The sequence below is a fragment of the Bradyrhizobium sp. CCBAU 11361 genome (assembly GCF_028128935.1).
Lineage (GTDB): Bacteria > Pseudomonadota > Alphaproteobacteria > Rhizobiales > Xanthobacteraceae > Bradyrhizobium > Bradyrhizobium niftali.
Genome location: NZ_LBJZ01000024.1, coordinates 33,114 through 57,426 on the forward strand (window position 1 = coordinate 33,114; position 24,313 = coordinate 57,426).

25 protein-coding genes are annotated in these 24,313 nt (G+C 65.0%); 12 read left to right on the top strand and 13 right to left on the bottom strand.

All coding sequences use genetic code 11. The features are described from left to right. Position 1: 1 nt before the first annotated feature. From XI08_RS07975 to XI08_RS07985, 3 genes are all read right to left on the bottom strand, one after another. Entirely contained in the window at positions 2-631 is a 630-nt protein-coding gene (locus XI08_RS07975) for a HutD/Ves family protein (protein WP_271574027.1), read from the bottom strand. Positions 632-875: 244 nt separating this feature from the next. Further along, the gene (locus XI08_RS07980; protein WP_271574028.1) at positions 876-2,084 is read right to left on the bottom strand and encodes an ABC transporter substrate-binding protein; all 1,209 of its coding nucleotides are present in this window, start codon (positions 2,082-2,084) and stop codon (positions 876-878) included. Positions 2,085-2,122: 38 nt separating this feature from the next. Continuing rightward, a complete protein-coding gene (locus tag XI08_RS07985) occupies positions 2,123-3,094 on the bottom strand; it encodes an alpha/beta fold hydrolase (protein WP_271574029.1) in 972 nt (323 codons plus the stop codon). A gap of 70 nt (positions 3,095-3,164) precedes the next feature. Between XI08_RS07985 and XI08_RS07990 the strand changes: the two genes are divergently transcribed. Further along, complete coding sequence (locus XI08_RS07990; protein WP_271574030.1) at positions 3,165-3,689, top strand: MarR family winged helix-turn-helix transcriptional regulator; 525 nt, start codon at positions 3,165-3,167, stop codon at positions 3,687-3,689. Between the two features lie 120 nt (positions 3,690-3,809). Here XI08_RS07990 and XI08_RS07995 read toward each other — a convergent pair whose 3' ends face one another. After that, on the bottom strand, positions 3,810-5,894 hold the full coding sequence (locus XI08_RS07995) for an adenylate/guanylate cyclase domain-containing protein (RefSeq protein WP_271574031.1): 2,085 nt from the start codon (positions 5,892-5,894) through the stop codon (positions 3,810-3,812). Positions 5,895-6,201: 307 nt separating this feature from the next. Between XI08_RS07995 and XI08_RS08000 the strand changes: the two genes are divergently transcribed. From XI08_RS08000 to XI08_RS08015, 4 genes are read left to right on the top strand one after another with little or no spacing between them, the layout of a single operon-like run. Continuing rightward, positions 6,202-6,507 (top strand): BufA1 family periplasmic bufferin-type metallophore, encoded by a 306-nt coding sequence (locus XI08_RS08000; protein WP_027549481.1) that lies wholly within the window; start codon positions 6,202-6,204, stop codon positions 6,505-6,507. A gap of 49 nt (positions 6,508-6,556) precedes the next feature. Further along, the gene (gene bufB, locus XI08_RS08005) at positions 6,557-7,465 is read left to right on the top strand and encodes an MNIO family bufferin maturase (protein WP_271574032.1); all 909 of its coding nucleotides are present in this window, start codon (positions 6,557-6,559) and stop codon (positions 7,463-7,465) included. Continuing rightward, complete coding sequence (locus tag XI08_RS08010) at positions 7,455-8,237, top strand: HvfC/BufC N-terminal domain-containing protein (RefSeq protein ID WP_271574033.1); 783 nt, start codon at positions 7,455-7,457, stop codon at positions 8,235-8,237. Before bufB ends, XI08_RS08010 begins: the two co-directional genes overlap by 11 nt. Beyond that, complete coding sequence (locus XI08_RS08015) at positions 8,234-8,743, top strand: DoxX family protein (protein WP_271574034.1); 510 nt, start codon at positions 8,234-8,236, stop codon at positions 8,741-8,743. The genes XI08_RS08010 and XI08_RS08015 overlap by 4 nt, the downstream gene beginning before the upstream one ends. Positions 8,744-8,864: 121 nt before the next feature. Here XI08_RS08015 and XI08_RS08020 read toward each other — a convergent pair whose 3' ends face one another. From XI08_RS08020 to XI08_RS08030, 3 genes are read right to left on the bottom strand one after another with little or no spacing between them, the layout of a single operon-like run. Next, positions 8,865-9,710 carry an SDR family NAD(P)-dependent oxidoreductase gene (locus XI08_RS08020; protein WP_271574035.1) on the bottom strand — a complete coding sequence of 282 codons (846 nt, stop codon included), beginning with the start codon at positions 9,708-9,710 and terminating at the stop codon, positions 8,865-8,867. A gap of 1 nt (position 9,711) precedes the next feature. Continuing rightward, on the bottom strand, positions 9,712-10,272 hold the full coding sequence (locus XI08_RS08025) for a carboxymuconolactone decarboxylase family protein (protein ID WP_271574036.1): 561 nt from the start codon (positions 10,270-10,272) through the stop codon (positions 9,712-9,714). Continuing rightward, a complete protein-coding gene (locus XI08_RS08030; RefSeq protein WP_271574037.1) occupies positions 10,250-10,945 on the bottom strand; it encodes a TetR/AcrR family transcriptional regulator in 696 nt (231 codons plus the stop codon). Before XI08_RS08030 ends, XI08_RS08025 begins: the two co-directional genes overlap by 23 nt. Before the next feature lie 206 nt (positions 10,946-11,151). Here XI08_RS08030 and XI08_RS08035 point away from each other — a divergent pair, with 206 nt between their 5' ends. The 3 genes from XI08_RS08035 to XI08_RS08045 all read left to right on the top strand — a co-directional run bounded on the left by XI08_RS08035 (position 11,152) and on the right by XI08_RS08045 (position 13,732). Then, entirely contained in the window at positions 11,152-12,117 is a 966-nt protein-coding gene (locus XI08_RS08035) for a Bug family tripartite tricarboxylate transporter substrate binding protein (RefSeq protein ID WP_333927149.1), read from the top strand. A gap of 40 nt (positions 12,118-12,157) precedes the next feature. Further along, positions 12,158-12,694, top strand: coding sequence for a VOC family protein (locus XI08_RS08040; RefSeq protein WP_271574039.1), 537 nt, complete (start codon positions 12,158-12,160; stop codon positions 12,692-12,694). A 225-nt stretch (positions 12,695-12,919) separates the two neighbouring features. Beyond that, a complete protein-coding gene (locus tag XI08_RS08045) occupies positions 12,920-13,732 on the top strand; it encodes a class I SAM-dependent methyltransferase (RefSeq protein WP_271574040.1) in 813 nt (270 codons plus the stop codon). A gap of 31 nt (positions 13,733-13,763) precedes the next feature. Here the strand turns inward: XI08_RS08045 and XI08_RS08050 are convergent, their stop codons facing one another. From XI08_RS08050 to XI08_RS08060, 3 genes are all read right to left on the bottom strand, one after another. After that, entirely contained in the window at positions 13,764-15,320 is a 1,557-nt protein-coding gene (locus tag XI08_RS08050; protein ID WP_271574041.1) for a L,D-transpeptidase, read from the bottom strand. A gap of 427 nt (positions 15,321-15,747) precedes the next feature. Beyond that, positions 15,748-16,794, bottom strand: coding sequence for a fatty acid desaturase (locus XI08_RS08055; protein ID WP_271574042.1), 1,047 nt, complete (start codon positions 16,792-16,794; stop codon positions 15,748-15,750). A 722-nt stretch (positions 16,795-17,516) separates the two neighbouring features. Further along, positions 17,517-17,825, bottom strand: coding sequence for a GlsB/YeaQ/YmgE family stress response membrane protein (locus tag XI08_RS08060; protein WP_271574043.1), 309 nt, complete (start codon positions 17,823-17,825; stop codon positions 17,517-17,519). A 279-nt stretch (positions 17,826-18,104) separates the two neighbouring features. Between XI08_RS08060 and XI08_RS08065 the strand changes: the two genes are divergently transcribed. The 3 genes from XI08_RS08065 (at position 18,105) to XI08_RS08075 (ending at position 19,500) form a co-directional block, all read left to right on the top strand. After that, positions 18,105-18,380 carry a hypothetical protein gene (locus XI08_RS08065; protein ID WP_027549496.1) on the top strand — a complete coding sequence of 92 codons (276 nt, stop codon included), beginning with the start codon at positions 18,105-18,107 and terminating at the stop codon, positions 18,378-18,380. Positions 18,381-18,537: 157 nt separating this feature from the next. Continuing rightward, positions 18,538-19,215 (top strand): Crp/Fnr family transcriptional regulator, encoded by a 678-nt coding sequence (locus XI08_RS08070; RefSeq protein ID WP_027549497.1) that lies wholly within the window; start codon positions 18,538-18,540, stop codon positions 19,213-19,215. Positions 19,216-19,272: 57 nt separating this feature from the next. Beyond that, positions 19,273-19,500, top strand: coding sequence for a hypothetical protein (locus XI08_RS08075; protein ID WP_027549498.1), 228 nt, complete (start codon positions 19,273-19,275; stop codon positions 19,498-19,500). Between the two features lie 70 nt (positions 19,501-19,570). Here the strand turns inward: XI08_RS08075 and XI08_RS08080 are convergent, their stop codons facing one another. After that, entirely contained in the window at positions 19,571-21,007 is a 1,437-nt protein-coding gene (locus tag XI08_RS08080; protein WP_271574044.1) for a lipopolysaccharide biosynthesis protein, read from the bottom strand. A gap of 384 nt (positions 21,008-21,391) precedes the next feature. On the opposite strand from XI08_RS08080, the gene XI08_RS08085 reads away from it, so the two are divergent. Continuing rightward, a complete protein-coding gene (locus XI08_RS08085; protein ID WP_271574045.1) occupies positions 21,392-22,459 on the top strand; it encodes an endo-1,4-beta-xylanase in 1,068 nt (355 codons plus the stop codon). A 12-nt stretch (positions 22,460-22,471) separates the two neighbouring features. On the opposite strand, the gene XI08_RS08090 is transcribed toward XI08_RS08085, so the two are convergent. Both XI08_RS08090 and XI08_RS08095 read right to left on the bottom strand, forming a co-directional pair. Then, entirely contained in the window at positions 22,472-23,422 is a 951-nt protein-coding gene (locus XI08_RS08090; protein ID WP_271574046.1) for a DUF6492 family protein, read from the bottom strand. 95 nt (positions 23,423-23,517) lie between these two features. Next, the gene (locus tag XI08_RS08095; protein WP_271574047.1) at positions 23,518-24,312 is read right to left on the bottom strand and encodes a protein-L-isoaspartate O-methyltransferase family protein; all 795 of its coding nucleotides are present in this window, start codon (positions 24,310-24,312) and stop codon (positions 23,518-23,520) included. Between the last annotated feature and the right edge of the window lies 1 nt (position 24,313).

A 24,313-nucleotide genomic window follows, 5' to 3' on the forward strand; every position in this document is an offset into this window, starting at 1 on the left:
CCTAGCCAGTTGCCCGGATTGTGCGCATCGGCTGCGCGGTTGCCGCCTCGCCGGCGAGCCGGATCGATCCCAGCACCGCCAGCCCCGAAACGAGCGCGAGTTGCGATGCCTCGGTCAGCTCGACCTTCAGCGTGCTGCCGTCGGGGATGACAAAATCCTCGCTATTGAGGCGAATGCTGCAATTGCCGGAAACCGCGTAAACCAGATGCGTGCCGGCGGACAATGGCCGATCGCCGGGTTCCCGCAGCGCCACAAGCGCGATCTCCGCCGCACCGCGCCGGGCCATCAGGTTCACGACCTCGACGGGACCTGCCTCGAGCTCGGTCACGATCTCGAGCTCTCCGGTGAAGCGCACGGTCGTGAACGGTTCGCGCTCGTCGAATTCCTGTCCCGGTGCTTTCAGCACCAGCCCGCGCCCCGCGACGACCATCTGCAAGCGGTCGATGCCGGGCATGTAGGAGAACGGACCGGGCGCCACGATCGGCGTGGACGCAAGGCGCCAGAGCAGGCTGTCCCAATCCTTCGCCGGGCTACCTGCACGATGGGCATCCGCGATATCGGTGAAGATGCCGCCGCCGTTCTTCCAGGGCGAGCGGGTGTAGTCCTCGGATTTCAGCAGCGTGGTCTTCATGTCTTGGAAGCGTCCGGGATGGGAATGGCCGGGATCATCCGCCCATCATGCGCGCGAGGGACTGGTCTTGCCAACCGGTTTGACGGACGACGAACGGCATTGCGCGGAAATATTCAGCAGTTCATGTGCCGGAGACAGACCCGTTGATTTTCATCGGCGTTTTTTTCCGTCAGAGCCGCGCGCAATACGACGCTGCAAAAATTGCCCGGCATCTTGATCCATAGCCCGGACGGCGCGGTGACGTTCAGGGCTTGGTGCCCTTGAGAAGTGGACATTTGCTCTCCGCGAGCGGCCAGACGGTCTCTTCAGACGGGATCTTGCGCACGATGTCGAAGTAATCCCAGGGATATTTCGAATCGGACGGCTTCTTGACGCGAACGAGGTACATGGTGCGCGTGACACGGCCGTCCTCACGGATGCGTGCGTCCTCCGAGAAGACGTCCTCGACCGGTATCGTCCTCATGGCGGCCGCAACCCGGTCAGCATCGTCGCTGCCGGCGCTGGCGACGGCCTTGAGATAGTGACGCACCGCGCCGTAGACGCCGGCGTGCAGCATCGACGGCATCATGCCGGTCTTCGCGAAAAACGCCTTCGACCATGCACGCGTCGCCTCGTTCATGTCCCAGTAGGAGGCCGTCGTCAGGTAGGTGCCCTGCGCATCCCTGAGGCCGAGCGCGTGCACGTCCTGGAGGAAGAGGATCAGCGCGGCGAGGCTTTGGCCACCCTGCACCAGCCCGAACTCGCCGGCCTGCCGCATCGCGTTGACGGTGTCATTGCCGGCATTGGCGAGGCCGATGACCTTGGCGCCCGAGGATTGCGCGCTCAGCAGGAACGAGGAGAAGTCCGGCGTATTGAGCGGATGACGCGCGCTGCCCAGCACCTTGCCGCCCAAGGCCGCAATCACGCTGGTCGCGTCCTGCTGGAGCTGATGGCCGAAGGCATAGTCCGATGCCAGGATGAACCAGGTGCCGCCCCCGGCCTTAACGACCGCGGACGCGGTCCCGTGCGAAACCGCATAGGTATCGTAGGTCCAGTGGAAGCCGTAGGGCGAGCACTGCTCGTTGGTCAACGCCGTCGTCCCCGGCCCCGAATAGAGAACGATCCGTTTCTTCTCGCGTGCGAGGCTCTGGACCGCGAGAGCAACGCCGGAATTCGGCACATCGACGATCGCATCGACATCCTCGACATCGAACCAGCGCCGGGCGATCGCCGTGCCGACATCAGCCTTGTGCTGGTGATCGGCCGAGACGATCTGGATCGGCTTGCCGAGAACCGTGCCACCGATCTCGCTCACCGCCATCTCGGCGGCGGCGACCGAACCCTTGCCGGTGATGTCAGCGGTCACGCCGGCCATGTCGGTGAGGACGCCGATCTTGACGACATCACCACTGACTTGCGCCAGTGCCACGACGGGCAGCGCCAGCAGCAGAAGCACACACGCAATCCGTCTCATCCTTGGTATCCTCCGATGTGCCTGCAGGGCGCGGAATCTCAGCATCCGACCGCATCGAGCCAGGCCAAGATCATGGCGGCGAGATCGTCGCTGTTGTCCTCGATCATCATCATGTGACCGTTTCCCTCGATGCCGCGATCCGGAAGCCAGACGAACTCGGCGCCGAGATAGCTCGCCGTCGCCGCATCCACCTCACGCGGATGGCGCGGGTCGCGGTCCCCGGTCACGATCATGATCGGGCTTTCTCGTAGACGCTCGGGATCCGCGATCCTGAGCCCCCGCCCGCCGATGTTGAAGCGCTCGTTCAGGATTCGCGCGCTCTCCGGCGCAAACGAGCGGCAGTAGTTTTCGAACGCGTGGTGCGGAAAGCGCGGCCCGTTGGCCCAATAGGCGGCGGCAAACTCCGCCGTCAGCCGTACGGGCGCATCCTCGCTCGAGTAAACGGGATGACCGGCGCTGGCGTCATCGCGCAGCGCGCCGATCGCCGCGGGATCGTCGGGCAGATCGCGCAGCAGATTGGCCGGTGGACCGGGGGCGATGCCAACCACGGCGCGGACCAGATCGGGACGCCGTTCGGCCATCCACCACGCCATCGGACCGCTCGCCGAATGCACCAGCAGCACGGCCGGCCCGATCTCCTCGATCAGCGCCAGCAGCGACGTCGCCACATCCCGCGTTCCAAGCCGAGAAAAGTTCGGACCTGACGGCGAACGGCCGTGACCGGGCCAGTCCGGCACGAACACGTCCCGGCTAGCCGCAGCGAAGCGCGGCGCCCAGCCCGGTCTCCGATCTGGCGTCGCGAGATAGCAGGTCCCGGTGTGACCGGCGCCATGGACCATGACGACCGGCATTTTGCGCAAGGCCGCGTGGGACGATCGCACCTGGTCGACATAGACTGGATGCTCCGGCGTTCCCGCATGGAAGCACCTGACCTCGCCGTCGCACGACAGGTCCATCACCCTCTGCCCGGCCAGCGGCATGCTCCTGCGATCCTCCACAACTATCGTCACCGGCCGTTCTTGCGGGCCTCGCAGCGATGTTAAGATCAAGCCGGATCGAAAATCAACCAGAAAGTCTCATATGAGACCATCTCGAAAATCGACGAACGGCACCACCGAAGGCCGTTCACCCGAGCGAAAACCGCTCGCGGCGGTGATCGGCGGCACCGAACTCCAGATCGCCTACAGGATGGGCTACGTGCTGAACTTCTACCGCGAGCCGTCATTCCGGCGGATCGAGATGGAATTCGGTCTGACGCGGCCGGAGATCGTCACCCTGATCTTCCTGGATTTCCGAGAGGGCGTGACCGCGAGCGAGATCTGCGAATTCTCCGGCCATCTCAAGGCCAACATCAGCCGCGGAATCATCGCGCTGGAGAAGAAGAAACTGATACGCCGCGCCGCCGACAAGGCGGACAGCCGCCGCCAGCAATTGTTCATGACGGCGGCCGGCCGGGCGCTCTACGCACAATACATCCCGGCCCTGCGCGAGCGGGAGCGCGCCATGCTTGCGTGCCTCACGCGAGCCGAACGCAACGAATTCGAGCGCCTGCTCGACAAGCTCGCCGCGCACGTCCCGCACTGGGCGGCGCTCGACGAACTCTGAGGGCGGAGCGATCGCGCGGGCAACGTGAATCTTTGGGGGCGGCTGGAGCGAAAGAGGGTCGGCGGAATCTGCCCACGACGGCCCGCGTTGATGCAGGCCGCCCGGTCCTCGCTTCCGCGACTATTTTGTCGTCAGCGCCGCGATCGGGCGCCACGCCGCATCGGGCGCGGCGGCAGCAAGCTGCCGGCAGCGGTCGCGCATGAGTTCGGCCGGGCGATCGGCGCCGCGCGCGCTCAGAACGGCTTCGAAACAGGCGAGCGCGTCGGCAAACCGGCGCGAGCGGTAATTGGCAAGACCGCGTTCGTAGTCCGCGATCCATCCCGCCGCGACCGGGCCTTCATCCGCGATTCCGACGAGCTCGTGGACCGAGAGCCCCTCCTCTCGTCCGTAAACCGCAATGCGGTCGATCTCACGCGAGACGATGGCACCGCGCGCCAGACGTTCGGTCGCCTCGCCGATCAGGATTTGCGTTCCGTAGGATTTGTTGGCGCTCTCCAGCCGGCTGGCGACATTCACGGCATCGCCGATCACGGTGTAGTTCAGCCGCAGCTCCGAGCCGATATTGCCGACCAGCATGCGGCCGGAATTGATGCCGATGCGGATCTGGAGCGGCTGGCCGAGATCGTCGGCAAGGCCAGACTGGTCGACCCTGCGGCAGGCCAGCGCCGCGCGGCAGCATCGCGCAGCGTGGTCCTCTTGCGGCTGCGGCGCGCCCCAGAACGCCATGACGGCGTCGCCGATGAACTTGTCGATCGTTCCGCCGTTGGCGACGATAATTTCCGAGGTGAGGTCAAGATAGCGCGACAGCAGCGGCACCACGCGGTCGCCCAGCCGCTCGGACAGTCCGGTGAAGCCGGCGATGTCGATGAACATGACGCTGAGCTCCTGGATGCTGCCGCCGGGCCTTGCCTCGACGCCCTGGCGCAGCAGGTCACGGACGAGATCGGCCGGAATGAACTTGCGGAAGGCGGATAGTCCGGACGCCATCTCGGCAATCGCGCCCGACAGGCTCGCGATTTCCTTGAGCCGCGACGGATGGCGACGGACCTGCTCCAGCGCGAACGCCTCGACATGGCGAAGCTCCCCGACGACGCGGGACAACGGCGCGGCGATGACCGAACGCGCCAGCATTGCCGAAGCCAGCGCCGCGAACACGGCGCCGACGGCAAGACCGAGAATCAGGCGCCGCAGCGTCGTCTCGACCGGGCCGAGAAATTCGGCCTCGGGGATCACGGTCGCGAGCGACCAGCCGGGAAACGGCAGCGGCGTCAGCGCAACCTCGTAGGCCGCGCCGCCTGACGTGAGCCGGCTACGCCAGGCCTCCTTGCGGCCGGCCTCACCCGCCTTTTCGAGTGCTGCGCGCGCGAGCGGGAGCAGCGTGGTGTCGCCGCCTGCCGGATGCAGCTCGTCGGCATCCTTGTCCGGCGCGGCGACGAGCTCGCCGCTGCCATCGACGATGAAGGCCGTTCCCGTGCGACCGACCTCAAGCTGCGACAGGAAGCGTGCCAGCCTTGTATATTCGATGATGACAGCCAGAACGCCTTGCCGCTCCTGATAGACGTCGATCGGGCCCGCAAAGGCAATCGACGGGCGCTCGCCGGTCGGATGGCCCATGACCCTGAACCATTGCGGCTCGTCCCCGGCGAGCCCGACCTTGAACCAGGCCTGATCGGCGACACGGAAATCAGTCGGCTCGAAGCGGCGATTGGCAAATTCGATATCGCCGGGCACGACGTCATATTCGTCGACGCGGCGCTGACCGGGATGATCGGTCAGCGAGATCTCCATCATCTCGAGGCGGCGATCGCCAAGCTTGTGCGCTGCAAAAAATGAGCCGTCGGGCCAGCCGAAAGCGACCCAGGAGATCGTCGCCTGCGACTGCAACTGCGACAGAAAGACGAACTCGCGCTTGTCGGCCTCACGGGTATCGAGCACGTTCTGCAGGAACAGGGTGCGGATCGCGGTGTGCGCGGCGCGCGCCTCGTCGACGATGGCCGAGACCTCCTTGCGCACCGCCGCCACGATCTGCTCGTTGATGGTCGCGGCGAGCTGCCGGCTGGTCGCCTCCGCGGTGCGCCACCACAACAGGCTGGAAAAGGCAGCCGTCAGCAGGATCGCCGCGAGCACCAGTGCGGACACGGCGAGACGGATGCTGACCGTCAGCCTCGCGATCGCCTGAAGCCGCCGTCCGGGATCAACATTCATCGCCGTTTTCGCCTTCGCGGACCTGCGCATCCTCTGACATCTACGCTGCTGGCCCTCATTCGTTACGTGTGGCAGGTGCGAGCCGTCCTCGCCAATGCCCTGTGGCTAACGTCTCGATAGCGCCAAGGCATTGGATTTGCGCCGGCGATTGCCCGCTAATCCCGGCCCAGGCGCACCATACATGCGCCCGACCCAATCGGTCTCACGGACTCGTGAGCGGCCCTGCGGTAACGCTGCCTGCGTACGAAGCGAACGAGACTATGCGCTTGTCGCCTGCCAGGCGATGCACCTCGAAAGGAGAACTCCGATGTCTGCCAAACACGCCATCACCACGCTCGCGCTCGCCGGTGCCATGTCGACCGCGCTCGCGACCCTCGCCGCCGCCGGCCCGCTGACCAAGGCCGAAGCCGATGCCGCCGTCGCCGCCAAGAAGGAAAAGTGCTTCGGCGTCGCGCTGAAAGGCCAGAACGATTGCGCCGCCGGACCGGGCACGACCTGCCAGGGCACCTCGACCGTCGACTTCCAGGGCAACGCCTGGAAATTCGTCCAGGGCGGCACCTGCACCAGCATCGACCTGCCGGGCGGCAAGAAGGGCTCGCTGAAGCCGGTCTGACGTCGGCCAACCAACACATCCCCTCAACAGGACAAAGCGGAGAAGCACCATGATCACGGCCCTCAAGCCAGCTTCCGTGCCGCTCCGCTTTTCACTGCCAATCGGCGGCATCGCCGGGACCAGCTTCAAGCCAGAACACCTTGCGGCGATTCTGGAAGCCGGCCCGAAAGCCGGCTTCTTCGAGGTGCATGCCGAGAACTACATGGGCGCGGGCGGTCCTCCGCATCGCGCGCTGGAAGCGATCCGCCGCGACCATCCGCTGTCCCTGCACGGCGTCTGCATGTCGATCGGTGGGCCGCAGCCGCTCGACAAGGCGCATCTGGCGCGCTTCCGCAGCCTCGTCGCGCGCTATCAGCCGGCGCTGGTCTCCGAGCATCTCGCCTGGTCGACGCATGAGACCAGCTTCTTCAACGATCTTCTGCCGCTGCCCTATACCGAGGCGACGCTGGCCTGCGTCTGCGATCACATCGACGAGGTGCAGGAGGCGATCCGCCGCCCGCTGCTGCTGGAGAACCCGTCGACTTACGTGACCTTCCGCGAGTCGTCGATGAGCGAAACCGATTTCATTCGCGGCATCGTCGAGCGCACCGGCTGCGGCCTGCTGCTCGACATCAACAATGTGTTCGTGTCCGCGACCAATCACGACTTCTCCGCGCTCGACTATCTCGCCGGTTTTCCGCTTGCTCACGTCGAGGAAATTCATCTTGCCGGCCATGCCGAGCAGACCGACGACGATGGCAATCTCCTCCTCATCGACAGCCACGACGGCCCGGTCGCGGACGCCGTGTGGAAGCTGTTCGAGATCATCGTGGCGCGGCGCGGTCCCGTGCCGACGCTGATCGAATGGGACAGCAATATCCCGGACTGGCCGATCCTGCGCGCCGAGGCTGTCGCCGCGCAGGCGATCCTCGACCGCAGCCAAACGGCCACAACGGCGGAGGATCGCCGTGCGGCCTGAAGCTGACCTCGGATTTGCCGCGGCCTTCGCGCCGCCGCTACTCGACCCCGCGCGTAACGCGCCGACAGCCGTGATCGGCCGAAACGGCAAGCCGGCAGGCAGACGCTACGACGTCTACCGCAACAACGTCACGGTCAGCCTGATCGATGCGCTGGCTGCGACCTATCCGGCCGTGCAGCGCATCACCGGCACCGATTTCTTCCGCGCCATGGCGCGCTTCCACGTCCGCAATACCCCACCGACCTCGCCGCTGCTGTTCGAGTACGGCCGCGACTTCCCGGACTTCGTCGCGAATTACGCGCATGCGCAAGACATGCCCTGGCTGGCCGACGTTGCCCGCATCGAGCGCGCCTGGCTCGATGCTTATCATGCTGCCGACGCATTGCCGCTGGCGCCTGCGCTTCTGTCCACCATTGCGCTGGAGCGGCTTGGCGGTCTCGTCCTCACGCCGCATCCGGCCACACGGATCGTACGCTCGCAATATGCGGCCGTGACGATCTTTGCCGCCAACCGCGACAGCGCGCCCGTGGCACGCATCGACGCGTCCACGCCGGAAGACGCCCTGATCACCCGGGCCGAATTCGACGTCGTGGTGCGCCACCTTCCGCCCGGCGGCGCCGTCTTTGCCGCCAGCCTGATGTCCGGCCAACCGCTCGGCGCGGCCGCAATGGCGGCGTTCGACGCGTCAGCCGGCTTCGACATCGCCGAGAACATCGCTGGCCTGATCGAATCCGGCGCATTCACCTCAATTGCTTTTGGAGATCCAGCATGATTACGGACCAGCGCATGCCCGCAAGCGGCAGCCTTCCGCCCCTCGGGCTGCTCGTCGACAAGGCCAATCAACTGGTGCAGACCATTGCGGCACCGTCGGTGGTTCAGCTCGTGCTGCGCATCGCTCTGGCAGTGCCGTTCTGGCGCTCGGGCATGCTCAAATGGGGCGGCTTCCTTCGGCTCAACGACACCGCCGTGACGCTGTTCAGCGACGAGTTCATGCTGCATCTGCCGGGCGGGCCGTATCATTTTCCGGCACCGGCGGTGATGGCCTTCCTGTCGGGCTCGGGAGAGATCATGTTCCCGATCCTGCTGGTGCTGGGACTAGGCACGCGGTTTGCGGGACTCGGACTGTTGTTCATGACAGTGATCGTCGAGCTCACGGTGCCCGACGGCTGGCCGATCCACCTCACCTGGGCGGCCATGGCGCTCGGCATCATGGCTTACGGGCCGGGGAGCCTCTCGCTCGACCATCTCATCTGTCGTGCACGATCGCACGGGCGATAGGCACTCGCCGCCGCTCGCGTCCGTAGCCCGGATGGAGCGCAGCGCAATCCGGGTCAGCTCGGGCGATGAGACAGCGCTCCCGGATTACGCTTTCGCTCCATCCGGGCTACGGGATCAGATCCTACATCCCGCTCAGGCCGCTATCCACCGCGAGCGCCTGCGCGGTGACATAGACGCTCTCGTCCGAGAGGAAGAACAGCACGGCATAGGCTATCTCCCACGCCGTCGCCTGGCGGCCGAAGGGGACGTGGCCCTTGCCGCGCGAGGGGCGGCCGGCGCCGGCTTCGCGGCCGTTGGGGGTATCGACGAGGCCGGGATAGACGAGGTTGGCGCGGATGCCGCGGCGCGCGCCGAGATGGGCGATGTTGCGCATCAGGCCGCCGAGCGCGGCCTTGGAGGAGTCATACACCGCCATCTGCGAGCCCGCCTTCAGCGCCGCGATCGAGGAGATGAAGACGATGGCGCCGCCATCGTCGAACTTCGGCATGGCGGCGCGGCAGCACAGCATGGGGCCGCGGACATTGATGTCGTAGATCCTGTTCCACTCCTCGGGACTGACGGCATCGAGACCGACCTTGCCGAAGGTGCCGATGTTCAAAACCATGCCGTCGAGCCCGCCCATCGCGCGGTGCGCTTCGTCGGTCATGCGCACGACGTCGGCTTCGCTCGTGACATCCGCCGCGATGGCAAAAGCCTCGCCGCCTTCGTCGGCGATGTGCTTCACCGTCTGTTCGGCGGAGGTGCGGTTGAGATCGGCGACTGCGACCTTCGCGCCTTCACGGGCGCAGAGGATGCTCATGGCGCGGCCGTTGCCGATCGGATCGGTTAAGGCATCGAACACGCGCTGGCCGCCGCCGACGATCAGGACGCGGCGTCCGTTGAGACGTCCCCTCCCCGGCGCCTCGCCGAGCGACTCTGCGCTTGGCGGACGGACATGACGCTCCGGCTTGATCTCAGTTTCCGTCATCTCAGCCGCCCGACTTCTTACCGCCGTCATAGACCTTCATGCCGGCTGCGGGATCGAGGTCGGTCTCGGTCGCCTCGGTGACGCGCGCCATCATCATGTAGAAACCGAGCGCCACGATGGATTCTACGACCTCCTGGTCGCTGAAGTGGCGGCGCATGACGGCAAAGGTCGCCTCGGGAACGCGGACGTTCTCGACGACCTCGCGGCCGAATTTGAGCAGCGCGCGCTCGGCCTCGCTTAAGCCGGCGGAATCGTAGTCACAGCGCTCGACCGCATCGATCTGTTCTTGCGTGCAGCCGACGCCGAGCGCGATCGGCACGTGCTGGCGCCATTCATAGGCGCCGCCTTCGAGCTGCGCGGCCTGGAGGATCAGGAGTTCGCGGTTGACCGCCGAGAGCTTCTGCTTGTGCAGGATCGAATTACCGAGCCGCATCGCCGGGATCATGTTGGCCTCGGCATGCGCCATCATGCGAAAGATGTTGAGCTTGACCGGCATGCGGTCGAACGAGGCGCGGATGTCGCCGCTCGTCGTCTCCGGATCAATCAGGGGCAGCCTTGCCACGCGTTTCTCCCTTGGGTTTTCGTTTCTTGTCGTCGCCGTTGCCTGCCGCGATCAACGACAGGAAGAAGGCGAGATAGCGGTCGATCGCCTCGATCACCTTCGGCCGCGAGGACGGCGTCGCGCCCATCACGTAATGTTCGAGACGGATATAGATGAGGCCCGCCGCGAACAGCCGTGCGGTCTCGCGCGGATCCGGCGTCGCGACGAGGCCGGCGAGCGCAAAGCCGCGGAAGTAATCCGTCATCAGGCTCTGCTCGCGCGCGTAAAAATGGTCGGCGAACTTGGCGCGGATGCCGGGCACGCGGTTGCGCTCGGCGGTGATCACCTTCTGGAACTGATGCTCGCGCGGATCGGACCATTGCTCGACGAGGTCCAAGGCAAACTGCCGGCAGAACGCGGCGGGCTGGCGCGCGAGCTGCTTGTAGCGCGGCTCCTCCAGCCGGCTCGCCGAGCTGGCCGGGCCGTGCTCGGCAACGATCGCTTCGAGGATCGCGGCCTTGCCGGCGAAATGATTGTAGAGGCTGCTCTCGCGGATGCCGACGCGGCGCGCGAGCTCGCGCATCGAGGCGCCGCCATAGCCGCTCTGCGCGAACAGATTGAGCGCTTCGATGAGGATGCGCTCGCGGGTGGTGGGCGCGGCCGCTTCCGCCGCGCTGGAGGTGTGGACAGCCATGCGCTTGACTAACGAACGATCGTTCGCTAGTCAACCGGACCGGCGATCGCCGCCTGGCTTCCCTTACGAGGATCGCCGGCCACGGCTCAGCAACAACTCCGCCACAGCGGTCGCATTCAACTCCGCTGCCTCGATAAGCGGAGAGCAATTTGGGGGACGACGTCATGGCGCGCTTCGCTCGCCTTTTGCCCGCGCGGCAAACCATCATGAAGCTGCGCATCATCATATTGTCGTTGCTTGCCTTGTCGGCGTCGCTGCCGGCGCGCGCCGAGGATCCCTCCGCCTACCCCACCCGCAAGATCAGGATGCTGCTTCCTTACGCGGCCGGCGGTGGCGGCGATGTGGTCGGCCGGTTGCTCGCGGACAGGATGGGCAAGACGCTCGGACAGAGCGTCTATATCGAGAACCACACGGGCGCGGCCGGTACGCTCGGCACGCAGATGGTCGCGGCGGCGGCGAACGACGGCTACACCATCACCATCGGCGGCATGACCACGCATGTGTTGGCGCCCGCGATCTATCCAAAGCTGGCTTACGATCCGATCAAGGATTTCACGACGATCGGGCGCGTCGGCACCTCCTCGATCATGCTGGTGGCGACCAAGGATTTTGCCGCCAACGACATCAAGGGCCTGATCGCACTCGCCAAGAAGGGCGAGCCGATCCAGTATGGCAGCTGGGGCGTCGGCTCGACCGGGCAATTCTGTGCGGAGATCTTGATGCAGCAGAGCGGCATCAAGATGGATCACGTGCCATTCAACGGCATCGCAAAACTCGCCGGCGACCTGCTCGGCGGCCACATCTCGCTGGCGACACTCGACATGGCGACCGCGACGCCGTTGGTGAAGGACGGCTCGATCAAGGCGCTGGCCGCCTGCGGCGAGCGCTCGCCGAGCCTGCCTGACGTCGCGAGCTACAAGGAGCAGGGCGTGGCGTTCGACCGCAGCCTGTCCTGGGCGATGTATGCGCCGGCAGGCCTTGCCGAGCCGGTTGCGAAGAAGCTCTCGGCGGCCCTGAAGGACGCGCTCGGCGATGCCGAGGTGAAGGAGAAGCTGCTCGCGCTCGGCATCACGCCGCAATTCGTCCCCGGCGAGGAGCAGCGCGACATCAACGCGCGCGACATCGCGGCCTGGAAGCAGGTTGCCAAGGACGCCGGCATCGAAGTCAAGTGAATCGAGGTGAAGTGACCAAGGCGGCAAGAGGAGCGCGGGCATGAGCCGCATCTTCGGCGCGGTGCGCCAGAACGGATATGTGGTGCGGGACATCCACGCCGCGATGAAGCACTGGGTCGAGGTGATGGGCGTCGGCCCCTGGTACTACATGGACCGCGTCCGGACCGACTGGTTCCGTCATCGCGGCCAGGACTCCGCCGTCGAGATGAGCATTGCGCTGGCCAATTCCGGCGATCTCCAGATCGAGCTGATCCAGCAGCGCAACGACGCGCCCTCGCTCTACAAGGAATTCCTCGACGCCGGCCACGAAGGCCTCCAGCACATGTCGTACTGGAGCCACGACTATCAGGCGCTCTACGACAAGGCGCTCGGGCTCGGTTACAAAGTGGGCCACGAGGGCCAGATCGGCGGCGACAAGGGACGCTTTGCCTATTTCGACACCCAGGCGCATCCGGGCACCGTGATCGAGATCTCCGACATCAGCGGCAGCAAGGGGCCGTTCTTCGAGAAGGTCCGGCAGGCGGCGATGAACTGGGACGGCACTCGGCCGATCCGGGAGGTTGTCGCGAAATCGTAGGACCGGTCACTGGCCACCGCGTCCGCCTATGGGGTGGGCGTTCTGTGCGCTGAAGCTTCCGCAGCGTCATGGCCGGGCTTGTCCCGGCCATCCACGTGCCAGCCAGGCGGAAGGAAGAAGGTGGATGCCCGGATGCAGGAACCGGCAGGATTCACGTCGCTGCTCGCGCGGTAGATGGCGTTCATGGTAGCTTGATCCCGTGTCCGAACCTTCAGCGAGGCAAACATGTCCTCCACCGACAAGGTCTTCGCCGGCTCGATCCCGAAAATCTACGACGAGTATCTCGTCCCGCTGATCTTTTCCCACTACGCCGCCGACATCGCCAGGCGTGTCGCCGCGCTCGCCCCGTCAACGCTGCTGGAAACCGCCGCAGGCACTGGCGCGGTGACGCGCGCCGTGGCGGCGGCGCTGCCTGCCGGCATCCGTTACGTCGCAACCGACCTCAACGAGCCGATGCTCGCAATCGCCGCGCAGCGCCAGGGCGAAGACGAGCGCATGTCCTGGCGCCAGGCGGATGCCACCGCGCTGCCTTTCGACGATGCCACGTTCGACGTGGTCTGCTGCCAGTTCGGTGCCATGTTCTTTCCGGATCGCATCATGGGTTACGCCGAGGCGAAGCGGGTCTTGCGGCCGGAGGGCACGTTCGTGTTCAACGTCTGGGACCGCATCGAGGAGAACGTGTTCGCCGACGAGGCGACGGCCGTGCTCGGAAAAATCTTTCCTGACGATCCGCCGCGCTTCATGGTGCGGACGCCGCACGGCTATCACGACAAGGCCGTCATCAAGGCCGATCTGGAGCAGGCGGGCTTTCGCCACATCTCGATTGAAACGCTTCCCGCGGTGAGCCGTGCGCCGACACCCGAATATGTGGCGTTCGCATACTGCCAGGGGACGCCGCTGCGAAACGAGATCGAGGCAAGGGATGCGAGCAAGCTTCAGGCTGCGACGGACGCCGTTGCCGAGGCGATCCGAACGCGCCATGGAGCCGGACCGGTCGAGGGCAAGATCCAGGCGCTGGTGATCACGGCGCAACCGTAGTTGCGGGACGCTTCAGCTCGCGTCTCGCGTCCTACCAGAAGCTCCGCGGCATCGGCTGCGCCGGCTGATAATACGGGTAGCCGCCGCGCTGGCGGCGCGGATTGACGGGTTGCGGGTTCGGATCGCGCTGGAAGAAGAAGCCGAAGCCGTTGCCGCCATTGTCCCAGCTGTCGTCGCTCGCAATGTCCATCGGCGCGGTCGGCTTGCGCGTAATGAACCCGCCCTGGGGCTGGTTGCTCAGCACCGCGACGAATTCGGTGCGGTAATTGGTCTCGCTGCTCAGCGGCTCGTCCGAGATGATGATCGACGAGCGCGGCAACGCGGTCGACGCGATGCGATCCCACACGTCCTGCGGAATGGTGATACGGTCGAGCGCCTCCTTGGCGTCGTCGCCGTTTTCGATCGTCACGACGCTCCAGCGCAGGCCGGTATCGTTCTTCGCCATCGCGGTGAAGATATGCGTGCCGAGCGGCCGGTCGGGATTGCGGATCGTGACCGGGACCTCGATGCTGGTGTCGAACACCTCGCCGCCGCCATCCGGCGCCGGCTTGTGCGTGTTCCGCCGCACATAGAGCCTCTGCGTCGCGCGGCTGATATAGACAGACACCGGCTCGAGCGCGAGTTTGGCGTCGGTCGCCGCCTTGACCGCATCGGCCTTTTTGGTCGCAGTCGCCTTCGCGACCTCCTTCGTGGCAGCAACCGCGTCGCGCTTCGGCTGCGCAGCGGCCTTGGCGGTGTCGAGCTGCGTTGCCGCATCGGCAGCCCTGGTGGCGGCCTTCTGCTTCAGCTCCTCGGCCTTGGCGCGGGCCTGATCGGTCTTTGCCGCCGCGAGCGACTTGTCGGCGAAGGCGAGCTCGGCATCGGCGCGGGCCTTCTGCTGTTCCAGCTTGCGCAGCGAGGCGGGAAGCGATGCCGCCTCCTTCGCCGCCATTGCCGCGGCCTTCTTGGCCTCGTCGGCGGCCCGGGTCGCCTCCTCGGCCTCGGCGGAGAGCTTGTCGGCCCGGCTCGGCACCGCCGCGATGGCTTCGCGCTTCGGCACGAACAGCGAGGGATGGGTGAAATCGATCGGGGCCGCGTCGTTCGGCGAGATGATCACGCGCATGCCGATGTTGGTCTTGTCGAACAGCCCCTCCGCAAAGCCGAAGGGCATCCGCACGCAGCCGTGCGAGGCGGCATAGCCCGGCAGCGGCCCGCCATGCAGCGCAATGCCGTTCCAGGTGATGCGCTGCATGTTCGGCATCCAGGCATCGTCATACATGGTCGAGTGGTGGTCCTTGTCCTTCTCGACGACGGCGAAAACGCCGGCCGGCGTCTCGCGCCCGGTGGTGCCGGTCGAGACCGGCGCGCGCAGGATCCAGCCGTCGGCGTCGTAGAAGGTGACCTGCTGGCTCTTGATCGACACGATCGCCATGATCGGCTCGCCGGCCTCCCGCGGCGCCACCGCCTCGGCCGGCTGGCGCGCCTGCTTGGCCGCGGTCGCCGGGTTCACCACGGCAAGCACGGCCAGCGTCGCAAGCGCAATCATGCCGGGATGGGCCCAACGCCGCATCGCCAGGGTGGATTGCACCGTCGTCAGTCGGTTTTTCATGCCATGCCCCGGTCGAAATGCCAGTCCGCGCTCATGTCGATCACGTCTCAGATTGCGATCTTTGGATTAAGAAATCGCAGCCGCCATACGTTCCGTCTGTGGCGATATTCGGCACGTTCCGGCGACAAATCTCTCATATACGACGGCTTGCGCAGGCGGAAGGGTGGCTCGCGGCCGAGGCTGGCCTGAGGCTGGCGGTCTATCGCTGCGACAGAATGTCCGCCTTGGAGGGGGCGGATCCGCCGGTTTTGTCCCCGTTGCGGAAATGGAGCTCCCGGCAATCACAATCCGGGTCACGCGATGCGGCCGGAAACCGGCATATATTCTTTGGACCGACAGGCTTTGGTTGAGAAAGGCGGCTAAACGCCCAGCACCGTCCGGCCGAACCTCAGCCGTAAACGCAACTGGGCGCGCACCTTCACGACCTTCAGCGACCCCGCCGCGAGGCGACCGCCGTCGGCGAGGCGGTTGAGGTCAAGGCAGCCTCTCCAAAGGAAACGAGTTGCAGCCGCTCCTCATCCCACAAGGTCAGCCGCACGGTCCGCAAGCTCTGCAGCAGCGTGATCCGTCCGACGCCGGCGAGCTGCGGATGGTCCCGCAACACGTCCGGCAGGCGATAGCAGGGAATTCGGCTGCTCAAATGATGGATGTGGTGGACGCCGATATTTGCCGTGAACCATCGCAAGACAGCCGGCAATTGGTAGTGCGAGCTGCCGTGCAGCGCAGCGTCGTGAAAATTCCAGGTCTCGTCATGGGACCAGTAGGTGTGCTCGAACTGGTGCTGGACGTAGAACAGCCAGACACCGATCGACGCAGCCAGAACGACGATCGGCAGGTGGACCAACAGGAATGGCCCATAGCCGACCAGCCAGATCATCGCGGCGACGAGAATCGCGATCGCGACGTTCGTGCCCATTGTGCTCAGCCAGGGCTTCCAGCCGCCGCGCATCAGCCCGACCGGCAACCGATGCTTCAAGATGAACAAATATGTGGGACCGACGCCAAACATCACGATGGGATGCCGATACAAACGATACAGCATCCGGCGCCATCGCGATTGGTCGCGAAACTCGCGCACGGTCAACGTATCGATGTCCCCCGAGCCCCTGTGATCGAGATTGCCGGAGTTGGCATGATGGCGGGCATGGTTTTGCCGCCAGTAATCGTACGGTGTCAGTGTCATCACGCCGATGGCTCGGCCGACCCAGTCGTTCGCAACGCGGCCGCGGAAGAACGAGCCATGTCCGCAATCATGCTGGATCATGAACAGACGGACCAGCAAACCCGCCGCGGGCACCTCGAGCAGCAGAGCAAACCAATAGCCGTGGTCAAGAGCAGCCCAGATCAGAGCCCAGATGACGCAGAGCGGCACCGCCGTGATCACCAGTTCGAGAACACCGCGCGCACTGTCGGCCTCGCGATAGCGGGCGAGCAACTGCGCCGACGCGCGGATCTCCGGCGTTCCTTGAGTCATTTCTGGTCTGCTCCCGATGTCCACCGAAGAAGTACTGTTATCGCCCACGGACGCCTCCGGCAGCAGTTATGAGGTCGTGCCCCGCACGCGCTCATATTGATCCGTACCAGGATGTCCTGCTGAGCAATATTGCTCACGCCGGGAGCCGGCGTTGTCGCCGAAATTAGCCTGCCCCCCATGACACACCGCGACTGAGATGGAAAGGGTTAGGTCGGACGCATTCGCCGGTCGGCCGGCGATTTTCCGGCAATGTGAGCAATATAGAACAGAGGCTGACAGGCGAGCGCGGCATGCTCACCACTTCGCAGCCGTCGAATCGGCTGTTATCGGCGGCGGCCAGCACACCCCGCCATATGGGCAGGAGCTTCATATGTCCGAGGTCTATGCTCGTCCAGAACCGACGCTGATTCCGATACCCCGGCCACTCTGCCCGACCTGCCAAAGCCGCATGATTCTGGTCCACGTCGGGGCAAATTGCGACGGTCCCAATCTGCGAATCTTCGAATGCTCTAGGTGCGGGAACGTCCGCAAAATATCCATGGACGATCCGACGAGATCAGCCAGGTAGCAGCTGAAGGGAAACGCGCGAGGAAGCGGCCCCAGCACGGGGGTGCGAACCGGGGCCGCCATTCATCAGATATGATGAGTGGGCATCACATCCGGTCGCCCTCACCAAGTCACCCCGGTGACGTTCGTTCCAGGCAGACTCTCACGACGCGCGCCTACCAGCGTTTGCGCCAAACGCCGCCGCCCCAGCTTCCGCCCCACCCTCTTCGTCCGCGGACGAGCCCGATGATCATCAGCAGCAAGACCGCGCCGACCGCAGCGTCGATGATCTGCGAGACGATCCCCGAACCGAGATGAATTCCCAGTTGTGGGAATAGCCAGCTCGCAATGAAGGCGCCCGCTATTCCCACGGCGAGATCGCCGACCAGACCCAAGCCCGTGCCCATGACGATCTGGCCCGCAAGCCAACCGGCCGCGATGCCCACAACCAATATGACGAAAAGGCTTTCACCAGAGATGTTCATTTTCACATCCTCACCAACGGACGACCAAGCGGTGTTCCGTCGCCGGTCAGCCTAGACCTGAGCAGGGGTGGATGATGTGCAAAACTGCTCAGATGCCGATCGCGTGATCGGCGCGGCTCACGATCAATTGCGGACTATTCCTTCAAAGGTGAGCAATTCTGCTCTGCGGCAGAGCGAGCCAACCGATACAGTCTCTAACGGCGCCTCCCGACCGGCGCGACGAGCCGCGTCGGCAAGTGACCGGCTATGCCTCTGCAGGTTGGTCCAGGAGATCTCATCTTGACGATCAGAACAACGCGGACCACCGTCTCGTTCGCCAATCCCTTCGTGCTTCAGGGCCTGGAGGGCGCTCAGCCCGCCGGTGAATATGTCGTCCTCACTGACGACGAGCAGATCGAAGGGTTGTCGAGGATCGCCTATCGGCGCGTGGCGACGCTGTTTCAGACGCCCGCGAGGTCTGCCTCCCAACTGCTGATCCAGTCCTATGCGATCAGCCAAACGGAGCTGGATGCCGCACTCATGAAGGACCGGCATCAGACGGTCGTACGGCATTGAGCGCAGGCGAGGCTTATGGCGAGCCGGCCGAAGCCGCCGCCACAATTGCCTCGTCGGGATCACCGGCAGACCCGTGGGTGGAAGCAAGATTTGCCTAACGCGCCCGGCACCGGGCCTGCTAAACTGAAGGTCCTTCCACCAGGTTTTTGACGACGTCATGCCAAGAGCGGTGAAAAGCGCGTTCGACCCAAAACTCTTTCTCGCCAAGGTCGGCGACGGCAAGGCCATATTGAATTTCGACAAGAACCAGGTCGTGTTCTCGCAAGGCGACGCCGCGGATACCGTTTTCTACATCCAGAAGGGGAGGATCAAGGTTCTCGTCGTCTCCGAGCAGGGCAAGGAAGCCGTGGTCGGGATCATGGAGCCCGGACAATTCTTCGGCGAAGGCTGCCTGAACGGCCATCCCTTGCGGATCTCGACGACGATGGCGATGGAGCGGTGTGTGATCACGTCCATCGCGAAATCGGCGATGCTTACGGCACTCAAGGGTGAACCAAAGTTCTCCGAGTTGTTCATGGAGTATCTGCTCAGTCGAAACAGCCGCATCGAAGAAGACCTGATCGACCAGTTGTTCAATTCGAGCGAGAAGCGGCTTGCGCGTCTTCTCCTGCTGCTGGCGAATTTTGGCAAGGATGGCGCCCCGCAGCCCATCTCGGCGCAGGTCAGTCAGGAGACCCTCGCAGAGATGATCGGGACAACCCGCTCACGTGTCAGCTTCTTCATGAACAAGTTTCGCAAGCTCGGTTTCATCACCTACAACGGCAAGATCGAGGTTCACAGTTCCCTCCTGAACGCGGTCTTGTATGACAAGCCTGAGATCGTGAGGGACGACTGAGACGGTTGGAGGCAAGAACGCCTCGAGCCGTCTCCTGCAACGATATGAAGGTACCCCATGAAAAAGCCGACCGCGCACGTCGACGAGATCGCGCCGAGAATCATTCAAAGGGCGGATGTCGCACCGGCCGATGGCTTCACGCTTGTGGTCGATGGCCACTTCAAGACCCGCTACGACAGCGAAACGGCTGCCCGAGAAGCCGGCGCCGAGTTGCTCGGCAGGTTCCCGATGCTGCAAATCCTGGTCTACGATGCTGCGACCGGGGTGCGGTCGCCGCTGCAATAGATTCGCGGCCAAATGTCCAGGACGGCAGTTCGCGACTGCCGGCCTGCGCCGGGCGCCTCGTCAGCTCCGGCTAGACGCCCAGCGCCTTCCGGTTGAAGGTCCGCAGGAGGCGCAGCGACAGCGTTCGCACATTTGCGACATTGAGGAGCCACGCCGCGGCGGCGTAAGCGAAACCGCCGGCGAGGCTCACGATGATCAGCGCGACGAAGCCGGTGCCGTTGACCTGCGATCGCGCGATCAGGATCGCAGCCGCCATCGCCGCGGCGGAGGCGCCAACGCCGGCGAGACGGTTGACGTCGAACGGCACGGGATGGGCGCGGTGCATCAGCGCGACCGCGACGACGAAGCCGATCGCCTCAGTGGCAAGCGTCGCCAGCGCGGCGCCGTTGAGGCCGTAGCCTGCGACCAGCGCGAACATCAAGGCGACGCTCACCACTAGCGTAAGGAACGACTGCGCCGCCAGCATGAAGGGCCGTTCGGCGAGCTGAAAACTGATCTGGACGTAGAACTGATTGGCGATGCCGAAGAAGCGGGCGAGCACTAGGGTCGGCAGCAGCGCCGAAACGCCGGCGCGGAAATCGACGCCGACCAGCGTGCCTGCGACCTGATCCGCCGCCAGCGCCAGCCAGATCGCGACGGGCGCGACGACGACGAGCAGCAGCTCGAGACTCTCGGTGAGCCGCTCGCGCGTGGTCTCATTGTTCTTCTCCGACAGCGATCGGAACACGAGCGGTACGGTCGCCGCAGCGACGCTGGAGGCGATCATCACCATGAACTGGCGCGGCAGATCGGCGGCGACGCCAAAGATGCCGGCGGCGTCCTTGCCGAGGAGATAAGCGACGATGAGGCGGTCGCAGGTCGAGTACAGCGCGACCGAGAGGCCGGCCAGCGTCAGCGGCAGGCCATAGCGCGCCAGCTGCATGAACTGGCTACGCTGGAAGCCTGCGATCCTGGTGCGGTCGCCGACGAGATTGAGGATGATGCCGGTCAGCGAGCCCAGCCCGAACGCCGCAAGCAGGCCCATGCCGCCCCAGCCGAGCCAGATCCCGAGCAAGCCGAAGCCGACGCTCGATACGCTGCGTACGATCGAAATCGCCGCGAACCGGTAGGGGCGCAATTTGGCGCGCTCGAACTCCTGGCCGACATCGACTGCACTGGCCATGATCGCGACGAACATGCTGGCGAGCAGCAGCTCGACGCTGACGTCGCTGCGGAACAGGAAGACCAGCGGGGTCGCGGCACAGAGCACCGCGACCGTGAGCCCAAAGGCGACCATCGCCGTGCCGCGAAAATCCACCTCCGCCGACATCGCCTGATAACGGGACACCGACAGCTTGATCCAGGCGAAGAAGATCGCGCCCAGAATGCCGGCAAGGCTGATGCCGACGACATAGACGCCGTACTCTGCGGGCGTCAGCAGCCTCGTGTAGGCGGTGACCGCAAAGAAACCCACCGCCGCAGGCAGGATGTAGGCGACCAGGTAGATGGAGAAATGGCGGTTCAGCATGCGGGCACGGGACCGGAAGCGGTCATGCGAGTTTTGCGGCCGTTAATCAGTCGGACCTTGGCGTGGCGATCGACTGCGCCGCAGCATCCCCGAAGAGTGTCACATAAGTCTGCAAATCGGGCCGCGAATGGAGCCACGCGGCGGATTTCGCGCGTTAGCGTTAAATTTGCCCTTTCCTCGAACCGGCTGCCGCGATCACCGAAAAGAAACCATGATTCAGGCGCCGTGCGAGCTTTTCCAGCGCGTGACCGCGCCGGAACAGCGATGCGGCGGTATACGCGCTGACGCGCCGGATCCCCGGCAAAGGTTAACCCAACACGACGAAACCCCGGCGTCGCACGGCCCCGCTTGGTACGGTAGCGCGTTGGTTCCCGAGGGAATGCCGTGGCCAGGCTCGACAGACGCGAATTCCTTCTCGGCACCGCCGCAACGCTTGCGGCGGGCGCGTCCGCGTCGGCCCTGCCGGCGTCGAAACTTGCCCGGCGCCGTCCCGGCTTCGGCGCTGCGGCAACGCTCTGGGACCTGCAGGCCGATCCGCGGCTCGGCGAGGCCATCAGCACCTATTGCACGCAGGTCGTGCCGGTGCTCGAGCTGAAATGGCCGATGCTGCGGCCGAACGCACACACGTTTGCGTTCGAACGCGCCGACGCGATCCTGGATTTTGCGCAGGCGAACGATCTGACGATGCGCGGCCACGCGCTCGCCTGGTATCACGACATTCCGGACTGGACCAAGCAGATCAAGGACGCCAAGGGCGTCGAGCGTGCGTATCTCGACCACATCGGCACCGTCGTCTCCTACTACAAGGACAAGCTGACGTCGTGGGACGTCGTCAACGAGCCGATCCCGGACAATCCCCGCAGTCCGAAAGACCGGCGCGACTCGTTCTGGACGCAGCATCTCGGCAGCAGCTGGATCCCGCTCGCCTTCCGCACGGCGGCCGCGGCCGATCCCTTCGTCAAGCTCGCGATCAACGAATACGACATCGAATCGGCGAAGGATGCCTTCATCGCCAAGCGCGCAGCCTACCGCAACCTGATCATGGAGCTGCTCGACCAGGGCGTCCCGCTGCACGCCGTGGGATTGCAATCGCACCTGCATGCCGAGCTCGAGATCGACACCCATGGGCTGGCCGAATTCGTCACCGAGCTACGCTCGTGGGGGCTGGACGTTCTCGTCACCGAACTCGACGTCGACGATCAGAAGCTGACGGGCAATCCGGCCGAGCGCGACGCCATCGTCGCCAAGCGCGTCGACGATCTGCTGACGGCCATTTCGGCCAGCGGCCCGGTGCGCTCGATCCTCACCTGGGGCCTCTCGGATCGCTACAGCTGGATCAACGGCACCTTCGCCCGCGCGGACAAGCAGCCGAACCGCCCGCTGCCGCTCGACGGCGAGTTCAAGCCGAAGCCGTTCATGGACGTCATCAGCAAGTTCACAAAGGACGTTTGAGGGCAGCTTGTTCTAGCGCGTCCTCGGCGTCTCGAATTCGGCCGTGTCCCCCATATGATCGGGAGACAGGCTCGGTCCGCGACGGTCGCGCGAGCTGAGACGGAACACGTCGCGGATGTCGTCGATCGAGGTCGACGAATAGGACTGGATGCAGAGCGCGACCTGCTCGGGCGCGGCGGCGTGCATCATCGCCTCGATGGCCGGACGGTCGAGGCGCGTGTCATCCCAATGCGAGACCGCGATGCTGTCTTCCGTCACCCGATGCGCTGCCAGATGCTTCGGCGAATTCGCGACGAAGTGGCCGTAGAGCAGGTACTCGGAAAACTTCTTCTTCCGGCACAGTGCGAGAGCCCAGCTGAGGCCCGTCGCCGACTTGATGGCGTCGGTCATCGCGCGTGCGGTGTCCTTGTCCCAGACCAGCGCGTTGCCGACATAATCGTCCGCCGGGAACGCACGCTCCTTGACACCGAGAAGCTGATCGACGGTGCGCAGCCACAGCACATGCAACGGATGGTCGGCGTCGATCCCCCTGCGCGTGACGAACAGCGGTGTCTTCTCGCCGCCGGCATAGTGGCCGACGTCGAATTCGCGGAAGAACAGATTGTCCGAATCCAGGATGCAGACGCGCTGCTCGGGCGCGTTGAGGACGCCGGCGATCTTCAGGATCTGCTGGATGTGCCAGCCATGCACGGGCGACGACAGCAGCGACAGCCAGACGCGTCGTTTGCTGATGAACTGGAGCGCCGGAGGCAGCGCGAACAGCCATTTCGGCAGATATCGCGAGGCCGGAACGATGACGCGCTTGTCGGACGCGAACCGCTCGAACAGCGGCACGTCCTCATCGTTAACGAGAACATAATGCCGCGTATATCCCGTCAGCCAGGTGTCGATGCTCTCGCTGAGCAGCGAAAAGCGTTCGATATCCTTGGCATAGCTGGCAGTCAGCAGTGCAACGGAATGCATGGAGCGTGCTCAAATGGCCATCAAGCCCCAGTCATAGCCGCACCCGGAGGCGGGGGAAACTCGCAACCTGAATCAAGGTAAAGTGAAACGAAGCATCAGCCGTCCGACGGCAGCCCCTGCTCGATGGCGCGAAACCGCAGCGGCGCCAGGGCGGAGGCGCGCTGCCACCAGTCGGCGACGCGGTCGTCGAGCGCGGTCGTGCCGCGGCCCCGGCCGGGAAAGATCCGGATCTGCTGGACCGGCTCGGCCTCGAACCCCTTGCCCTTGCGCGTAATCCTGATGACCGCGCCTTCGCGGTCCCGCTGGGTCAGCGGCACCAGAAGGCGACCACGCGGACGGAGCGACTGGAGCCAGAGCGGATGCGGATGCGAGAAGCCGGCATGCACGATGATCACATCCGCGGGCGCGCCGATGTCCTCGCATCCGTCGCCGTGGACGACCTCGACATTGCGGTAGGCGCGAAGATAGTTCGCGGCACGAGCCGCAAGCCGCTCGTCGCATTCGATTGCACGCACCCCGCCCTTCGGACCGACGATCCTGGACAGCACCGCCGAGAAATAACCGAGCCCGCAGCCGACCTGGACCACGCGGTCCTTCTCCCCGACGTCGAGCAAATCGATGAAATGCGCCCACAGGCTCGGCAGACCGGTGTCGAGCTTGCGGCGCGCGTCGATCGCGACCAGCACATTGTCCTGGAGATGAACGGGATCGGCGTCGGGAGTCAGCCGGTAGCTGCGCGCCGCCTCGCTCTTGATGCGCCAGGGTCCTTTCGCCAGAAAATCCTCGCGCGGCACGGCGGCGAGCGCTTCGAGCAGGCGCTTCGAGGAAATCCGCTCACGCTTTGCGATTCTTTCCACGTAGCGCGCACGCGCGGCGGCGAGATCGCTCATG

Excerpts from the sequence above, each read along its gene's own strand:
- XI08_RS07975 (WP_271574027.1), bottom strand. The coding sequence starts at position 631 with ATGAAGACCACGCTGCTGAAATCCGAGGACTACACCCGCTCGCCCTGG.
- XI08_RS07980 (WP_271574028.1), bottom strand. The coding sequence starts at position 2,084 with ATGAGACGGATTGCGTGTGTGCTTCTGCTGCTGGCGCTGCCCGTCGTG.
- XI08_RS07990 (WP_271574030.1), top strand. The coding sequence starts at position 3,165 with ATGAGACCATCTCGAAAATCGACGAACGGCACCACCGAAGGCCGTTCA.
- XI08_RS07995 (WP_271574031.1), bottom strand. The coding sequence starts at position 5,894 with ATGAATGTTGATCCCGGACGGCGGCTTCAGGCGATCGCGAGGCTGACG.
- XI08_RS08000 (WP_027549481.1), top strand. The coding sequence starts at position 6,202 with ATGTCTGCCAAACACGCCATCACCACGCTCGCGCTCGCCGGTGCCATG.
- bufB (WP_271574032.1), top strand. The coding sequence starts at position 6,557 with ATGATCACGGCCCTCAAGCCAGCTTCCGTGCCGCTCCGCTTTTCACTG.
- XI08_RS08015 (WP_271574034.1), top strand. The coding sequence starts at position 8,234 with ATGATTACGGACCAGCGCATGCCCGCAAGCGGCAGCCTTCCGCCCCTC.
- XI08_RS08020 (WP_271574035.1), bottom strand. The coding sequence starts at position 9,710 with ATGACGGAAACTGAGATCAAGCCGGAGCGTCATGTCCGTCCGCCAAGC.
- XI08_RS08030 (WP_271574037.1), bottom strand. The coding sequence starts at position 10,945 with ATGGCTGTCCACACCTCCAGCGCGGCGGAAGCGGCCGCGCCCACCACC.
- XI08_RS08035 (WP_333927149.1), top strand. The coding sequence starts at position 11,152 with ATGAAGCTGCGCATCATCATATTGTCGTTGCTTGCCTTGTCGGCGTCG.
- XI08_RS08040 (WP_271574039.1), top strand. The coding sequence starts at position 12,158 with ATGAGCCGCATCTTCGGCGCGGTGCGCCAGAACGGATATGTGGTGCGG.
- XI08_RS08045 (WP_271574040.1), top strand. The coding sequence starts at position 12,920 with ATGTCCTCCACCGACAAGGTCTTCGCCGGCTCGATCCCGAAAATCTAC.
- XI08_RS08050 (WP_271574041.1), bottom strand. The coding sequence starts at position 15,320 with ATGAAAAACCGACTGACGACGGTGCAATCCACCCTGGCGATGCGGCGT.
- XI08_RS08055 (WP_271574042.1), bottom strand. The coding sequence starts at position 16,794 with ATGACTCAAGGAACGCCGGAGATCCGCGCGTCGGCGCAGTTGCTCGCC.
- XI08_RS08060 (WP_271574043.1), bottom strand. The coding sequence starts at position 17,825 with ATGAACATCTCTGGTGAAAGCCTTTTCGTCATATTGGTTGTGGGCATC.
- XI08_RS08070 (WP_027549497.1), top strand. The coding sequence starts at position 18,538 with ATGCCAAGAGCGGTGAAAAGCGCGTTCGACCCAAAACTCTTTCTCGCC.
- XI08_RS08075 (WP_027549498.1), top strand. The coding sequence starts at position 19,273 with ATGAAAAAGCCGACCGCGCACGTCGACGAGATCGCGCCGAGAATCATT.
- XI08_RS08080 (WP_271574044.1), bottom strand. The coding sequence starts at position 21,007 with ATGCTGAACCGCCATTTCTCCATCTACCTGGTCGCCTACATCCTGCCT.
- XI08_RS08090 (WP_271574046.1), bottom strand. The coding sequence starts at position 23,422 with ATGCATTCCGTTGCACTGCTGACTGCCAGCTATGCCAAGGATATCGAA.
- XI08_RS08095 (WP_271574047.1), bottom strand. The coding sequence starts at position 24,312 with ATGAGCGATCTCGCCGCCGCGCGTGCGCGCTACGTGGAAAGAATCGCA.